Source organism: Streptomyces hilarionis (assembly GCF_024539675.1).
GTDB lineage: Bacteria > Actinomycetota > Actinomycetes > Streptomycetales > Streptomycetaceae > Streptomyces > Streptomyces hilarionis.
Window position 1 is genome coordinate 21,341 of record NZ_JAHHIT010000131.1, and the last position, 6,000, is coordinate 27,340.

Genomic DNA, 6,000 nt, shown 5'->3' on the forward strand with positions numbered 1-6,000 from the left:
AGGGGCCTCGTTGTCTGGGGTCAGTCGACCAGCTTGATACCGATGGCCAGGCACCCCAGGCCTTCCTTCTCCGGCGGGTAGATGCGTCGGATATTGGTCAGTTGCTCCTCACGGGTCGCCTCGGGGTTCACCTGGGAGGGCCCTTCGGCGTCCAGGAGTTCCTCGAACGAGGCGTATTCGGCGACCCGTGTCACCCGCGTCAGGCATGACCGGTCGGTGTCCTTCACGGCGAACCGGATCAGGTCACCGGCCGCCAGGCCGTCGAACTTCGGGTACTTCACCCGCACTTCCCGGGTCTTGCGGCCGGAGGCCACAAGGTCGAAGTACTGGGGGTACAGGTTCAGCTCGATGACGCGGGCTGAGGTGGTGCTCATGTAGTAGGGCTCCCTGTGGGTACGGACATCAGCCGCGAGAGTTCCGCAGCCGAGTACGAGCGGAAGAAGTGCCGGGGGTGGGACAGCAGCAGTCCCGCCAGTTTCAGCAGGCGGTCCGCGAACTGCCCCACGGTGCCAGGCCACTTCCGGGTGTCGAGCATCCAGGGTTCGGCGCCTGCGGGCAACGCCGCCTCCCCGGATCGGATGAGGCTCTTGGAGAGCTTGGCGCCCGTCTCGGCAACGATCATCGGGCAGAACAGCCGAGCGGGCAGCTGGCCCCGGGTCAGGCCCACGGCCTGGAGCGCGCCGTCGACCAGGAGGCTCCCTGGCATCCAGTCGGTTCCCTTGACCATCACCTGGAGGACATCGGGCTCTGCGAGCGCGACGAGTTCCTTGACCATGTTCCGGTAGAGCGTGGCGAGGTCGAGGTAGCCGCCGCCGGTGGGCGTGACGGTGGCGGTGTAGGGGCCGTGGTGCAGGCAGACCGCCGATACGCGGGCGAGGCCGCGGCCGGCCAACTCCACGCGGGTGCGCTGCGCGTATTTCTCCGCCCACCCGCAGGACTGCGGGCAGGGCACCCGCAGGTGCGGCACCCCGGTGGAGGGAGCCAGCCACAAGCGGGCAGCGTCCAGGCGCGGCAGGACGCGTAACCACGTCTCCCGGAACAGGACAGTCGCCTGCTGCTCCGAGTACGTTTCTACGCTGTACGGCACGTCCAGCCGCTCCGACAGGGCGTCGAATAAGGGGCGGTAGAGGCTGCCGACCAGGTCGGTGATGCCGTCCGTGCCGAGGATGTGGGCGTAGGCCCGCTGGTAGCGGTGCCCCGATGCCGGGTCGGTGGCCAACTCGTGCGGCGCGTTGTCCAGTGCCGAGAACCGGACCTCCACGGGCAAGCCGTGGCGGTCGTGGAGCCGGGCGGCCGTGGCGAACGCCATGGACTGCACCAGCGAGGTGCCGGCGTGCGGTGCGCCGTTGATCTGCGTGCCCACCACCAGGGCGATCCGCAGCGGCTTACTGGCGCGGATGCGCGGGGCGAGAAAGTCCTCCACGTTCGTCAAGGCGTTCGCGAGGACGGTGTTCGGGCTGATGAGTGTCACGGTGTTGCCTCATCTCGTGTCGGTGACCTGCTGGCTGCGTGGGCCGGGCCGGTGGACGTGGACGGGTCGGGAAAAGCGGATGCCGGGGCCGTCGGCTGGTTGGCTGCGGGCGGCAGTGAAGACCGCTCTCAGGCGCGGGTGAAGCACTGAAACGACGGAGCGCCGCGCCCGGCCAAGAAGGTCGGGCGCGGCGCTCCGAAGTGGTGCTACGGGGTGGCGGTGTCGGTGACCACGAGGAACTCGTCGCTGGGCAGGTCCATCACGACCTGCGCTTGTGTGCCCTGGGCGCGTTGAGCTGCGGCGTACTCTTCGGCCGGCCAGGAGTGGCGGGGAGCTCCGGCGGGGAACCGCTCCAGGACGATGCGGGGCTGCGTGGTGGTGGCGTCCATCAGGCGTCGCCGCCGTTCACGCGCTCGTGGATGTTGATGAGGGTGGCGATGGCGTCGGGGTTGTCTGCCTCGCCGACCCACGTCCCGTGCGCGGTGAAGACGGGCACCTTCTCGCGGTTGGCGTCGAAGATGACGCAGTAGTCGCCGTACCTGTCGAGCACCATCTCCCGCAGGACCGGGACCAGCGCGGTGTCCAGGACCTCCAGGGCGTCGATGGTGAGCCGAGCGGGCTGGCTGAGCGCCTGGGGTTGGACCAGGGTGCCGGTGACGCGCAGCAGGTCGCCGGGCTGGATGCCGGTCAGCAGTTCGTGGGTGATCCGGGGGTCGCCGCTGGTGCAGGTAACGACCGTGTCGGGGGCGTCGTCGTCGACGGCGTCGACGTCGGCGGGGCGGACGATCAGGTCGAAGGTGGCGGTCCCGGTGCGCGGGCCGGGGGCGGGTATCGCGTCGACCCAGCCGTCGACGGCGCAGTGCTTGGTGTCCATCAGCGGGCCTCCGTCAGGGGCTTGGTCGGGCGAGGGGAGCGGGGTCGGGTGGTGCGCTGGGCGGCGTCCAGGAGCTCGCGGTTGCGCCGCTGCTGTTCGGGGGTGAGCGGCCGGGCCTTCACGCCGCCGTGGCGATGCCAGAGCGGGGAGGCCGGCGGCTCGGGGTAGGCGAGGGCGTGGTCGACGTCGCGGTCGGTACTGCTCATGGAAGTCCTCCAGGTGGAGGTCAGGCGTGGTCGCCTTGGCCCTCGGACTTGGGCTTCGGCGCGAGGTCGGAGGCGAACCGCCCGAGGCGGGCCTCCACGGGGTTGGCGGTGATCCAGTCCTCCGCGCAGGCCTTGTGCACGGGCTCGCCGGAGTGGGAGCGCATGGGCGTCGGCCGGCCGCACAGCTCGCAGTCGAGGTCCTGCCAGCGGTCGAAGTGCTGGCTGTCGCGCCAGACGAGTAGCTCGCCGGGAGCCGGGATCAGGCCCGGCTCGAACGGCGCCTTCTCCTTCTTCGTGCGTCCCGTGCGGGTCATGGCGCACTTCTCGGGCCCCTGATCGGGGTGGCAGCCGGTGAGGCGGGCGACGCCGATGACCGCACCCAGGTGCAGTTCACGGCCGCGGATCGCGGTGGCGACCAGCGGGTCGCGCAGGGCGTGCTTCTCCAGCTTCTGCCCGGCGTGGATCATGATCCAGCCTTGCCACGGCCAGTTCACGGGCCTGTTTTCCGGGTTCTTCCCGGCGAGGATGCAGGTCGCCCAGGGCTGGCGGATCGTGATGCCGCGGATCCAGTCGCCCTCGGGCAGGGTCGCGCGGCTCATGCGGCTCGCCCCCACACCGCCGTGCCCAGCCGTCCGGCCCGGCGCCCGTTGATGGACGCCACCGCGGTGTGCGCGGGAGTGGCAAGGACCGCGCGGCCGGAATGCTTGCCCTCGTACAGAGCCGCGTCGGCGGCCCGCTGCAGCACGGTCAGGTCGCAGGAGCCGACCGTGCGCGGGGTCGCGGCGCCGACCGAGGCAACGACGTGGACGGTGCGGCCGTCCTCGAGGACGACCGGGGTTCGCAGCATCCGGACCAGCTGCGCGACGCGCTGCTCCAGGCGCGCGGCGGGCACCTGGACGACGACGGCGAACTCATCGCCTCCAAGGCGGCCGACGGACGCGCGGGGGCCCGCCCACGCGGTGAGCCGCGCGGCGGTCGCCGTGAGGACGGCGTCCCCGGCCGGGTGTCCGAAGTCGTCGTTCACGGCCTTGAAGTGGTCCTGGTCGACGATGACCACGGCCGTGTCGTCGCCGTGGCGGGCCAGGAGCCGGCGGGCGCGGGCGGTGTAGGAGTCGCGGCGCAGCAGGCCGGTCAGCGGGTCCCGGCGGGTGGCGGCGAGCTGCTTGTGCAGTGCGACCGCGTGGACTGCCCAGCCGGTCAACGGCAGAGCTGCGGTCGTCAGTAAGAGGGTGCGCTGGCCGATGTGGCCCTGAAGGTGCAGGAGGGACGACATACTTGGGTTCTCCGTCTCGTTTTGTGCGGGATGGATGGGCCCGGGAAGGTCGTCGCAGCCGGTCAAGCAGAGCGGCCGTCCCGGGCTTCTTCAGCTGCTGCTGTGCGTGTGGGCGGCGGTGGTGGAGCGGACGGCGTCGGCGAGCAGCACGGTCAGCTCGTGGCCGTGGTCGACGGCGTCCTCCAGGTGTTCGATGACCTCGCTGGGCAGGCCGCGGTTGCGGGCGCCGGCCAGGACGCCCTCGAGGTAGAGGACGTGGGCGAGGATCCGGCTGCGGGCGTCCAGGACGCCGGGCTGCACGTGCAGGGCGTTGGTGTTCTTCGCGGTGGCGAGCGCGGTGTGGTCGGCGGCGGCGTTGTACGCGGCCTCGGACTGCTCGGCGAGCAGCGCGTCGACCTGTGCGGTGTCGCCGTAGGCGCGGCGCCAGCCGAAGCAGGCAGCGACGGTTTCCATCAGGGAGCGGCAGGTGAGGGACATGCCGGCCTTCCTGGGTGTCATTTCGTGGTGGGGGCGTGCGGGCGGGACGCTGTCGCACCCGTCGTCGGCGTGCGGGACAACGCCCGTGGGGGCGATGCCGGACAGTTGGCGGGGTTCACGTGGAGGCGGCGATGGCGGCCGCGATGGTTTCCACGGTGTGGTGAAACGCCTGGTCCAGGGCGTAAGCGCCGCCTAAGGGGCCGCCGAGCTGGTAGAGGTTGCCTTTGCCGGTGGCGTCTGCGAGGGCCTTGAGGTGGATGCGTCGGTCGGCCCACCAGTGGGTGCCGGCCGACAGGGCGAGAGCCGCGGCGACCCGGCCGGGCTTCAGGTGCAGGCCGAGCACGCGGGATCCGGCGTACAGGACGGCGGCTTGGGTGGCGGTGTAGGTGGCGACGTGTGCGGTGCAGGCGATGCGCCCGGCACGGCTGGACTGGCCTTCGTGTCGGTCGTGCTGGCCTTTGGTGATGGCCTGGTGGTCGGACTGCAGCCAGTGGTCACCCACGTCCGCGGCCATGCGCATCAGGGCGTAGGCGGCGGCGAAGCGGGGGGCTCGGGAACTGGGATCGGGCATGGTGGACGTCTTCTCGTCTCGTTGTTCGGGTGGTGGGAGAACCGGGGGCGGCCGCGGGTGTTCTTTGCCGGATGCGGCGGCCGCCCCTGGGCAGCTACTTCGTGGTCGGGGCGTGCGGGTCGGGGACGCTGGTGCACTCGCCGTCGTGGTGCGGGACGCGGCCGTGCGAGCGGCGCAGGTCGTTGAGGATCTCCAGCAGGTCGTCCTCGTCCTCCAGTCGGAAGTCGACGTATCCGCCGTCGCAGGCGCAGGGTGCGATCAGGGTGAGGACGTCGTGGGCGCCGTCGTTCTCGCTGATGTGGAGGATGTGGTGCAGCCAGGAACCGCCCTGCAGCCAGGCGACGGCGCTCGCCGCCAGCCGGTTGTCCTTCACCGCGGCCTGGCCGGTCCAGGCCTCGCTGTCCAGGACCTGGCCGACGGTGCCGGGGTAGGCGTTGTAGACGTGGTGGGCGGCGGCGAGTTCGGCGTCCTCGCGCTGTTTGGCCTCGGTGTGAGCGTCGAGTTCGCTGACCACCGCGAACAGACGGGCCAGCGGGGAGGCATCGTCCAGAGCGGGGGCGATGACGGGTTTGAGGATGTCGGTCACAAGGTCTCCTTCTTGGGTCTGCGTTGAGCAGCGGTACGAGGCCGGGGAGGGTGGTCCTCCCGGATTAGGCGGCCAGCTGGTGCGTGGCCGGGGGAGTGATGTAGGCGGCGGGGTCTGCGGGCGTGCCGTCGAAGCACTCCAGACAGCAGCCCAAGGTCTTCAGCGGGAGACAGTGGATGTAGCGCCGGCGGCAGGTGCCGCACGTTTGGCGGGCAGCCATGGCCTTGTCCAGTGCGGCTTCCTTCGCGAGCGTCATGGGGAGCTTGGGCTTTGCCCGGTCGATCCGGTACAGCCACGCAAAGCGCTTGCCGCCACGGCACTCGATGCGGGCGACCGGCTCCTGGGCGCCAGGGCGTAAGCCCATCTCCCGCAGCTGGCGGCGGGTCGCGAGGTTGGCGTGCCCGGCCTGCTTCCACCGGAAGACGGGTAGGGAGCCGTCGCCGGGGTCGTACGGGTCGACGTCGACTACGTCCTCGTCCTGGTGGGCCATCACCTGCTCCAGATGCCGGGGAGCCGGGCGGGGCGCTGGGGATAGCGGGGGC

General features: G+C 71.0%; 11 protein-coding genes. All 11 read right to left on the reverse strand.

The window, feature by feature from the left end; translation table 11 throughout:
* Window positions 1-20 precede the first annotated feature (20 nt).
* The gene (locus KMS84_RS28140; RefSeq protein WP_256919267.1) at window positions 21-374 is read right to left on the reverse strand and encodes an ASCH domain-containing protein; all 354 of its coding nucleotides are present in this window, start codon (window positions 372-374) and stop codon (window positions 21-23) included.
* Window positions 371-1,471 (reverse strand): hypothetical protein, encoded by a 1,101-nt coding sequence (locus KMS84_RS28145; RefSeq protein ID WP_256919268.1) that lies wholly within the window; start codon window positions 1,469-1,471, stop codon window positions 371-373. Before KMS84_RS28145 ends, KMS84_RS28140 begins: the two co-directional genes overlap by 4 nt.
* Before the next feature lie 206 nt (window positions 1,472-1,677).
* On the reverse strand, window positions 1,678-1,860 hold the full coding sequence (locus KMS84_RS28150) for a DUF8839 family protein (protein WP_256919269.1): 183 nt from the start codon (window positions 1,858-1,860) through the stop codon (window positions 1,678-1,680).
* Window positions 1,860-2,345: a carbonic anhydrase gene (locus tag KMS84_RS28155; RefSeq protein ID WP_256919270.1), complete on the reverse strand. Its 486-nt coding sequence runs from the start codon at window positions 2,343-2,345 to the stop codon at window positions 1,860-1,862. Before KMS84_RS28155 ends, KMS84_RS28150 begins: the two co-directional genes overlap by 1 nt.
* Window positions 2,345-2,551, reverse strand: coding sequence for a hypothetical protein (locus KMS84_RS28160; RefSeq protein ID WP_256919271.1), 207 nt, complete (start codon window positions 2,549-2,551; stop codon window positions 2,345-2,347). The genes KMS84_RS28155 and KMS84_RS28160 overlap by 1 nt, the downstream gene beginning before the upstream one ends.
* 20 nt (window positions 2,552-2,571) lie before the next feature.
* Window positions 2,572-3,150, reverse strand: a complete 579-nt coding sequence (locus tag KMS84_RS43485; protein WP_306425494.1) for an ASCH domain-containing protein — start codon at window positions 3,148-3,150, stop codon at window positions 2,572-2,574.
* On the reverse strand, window positions 3,147-3,824 hold the full coding sequence (locus KMS84_RS28170; protein WP_256919272.1) for a GGDEF domain-containing protein: 678 nt from the start codon (window positions 3,822-3,824) through the stop codon (window positions 3,147-3,149). The genes KMS84_RS43485 and KMS84_RS28170 overlap by 4 nt, the downstream gene beginning before the upstream one ends.
* Window positions 3,825-3,914: 90 nt before the next feature.
* The gene (locus KMS84_RS28175) at window positions 3,915-4,301 is read right to left on the reverse strand and encodes a hypothetical protein (protein WP_256919273.1); all 387 of its coding nucleotides are present in this window, start codon (window positions 4,299-4,301) and stop codon (window positions 3,915-3,917) included.
* Window positions 4,302-4,416: 115 nt separating this feature from the next.
* Window positions 4,417-4,872, reverse strand: coding sequence for a transcriptional regulator (locus KMS84_RS28180; protein WP_256919274.1), 456 nt, complete (start codon window positions 4,870-4,872; stop codon window positions 4,417-4,419).
* Window positions 4,873-4,966: 94 nt separating this feature from the next.
* Window positions 4,967-5,458, reverse strand: a complete 492-nt coding sequence (locus KMS84_RS28185) for a hypothetical protein (RefSeq protein ID WP_256919275.1) — start codon at window positions 5,456-5,458, stop codon at window positions 4,967-4,969.
* A 64-nt stretch (window positions 5,459-5,522) separates the two neighbouring features.
* A partial coding sequence (locus KMS84_RS28190) for an RRQRL motif-containing zinc-binding protein (RefSeq protein WP_438818991.1) occupies window positions 5,523-6,000 on the reverse strand: 478 nt, incomplete at its 5' end.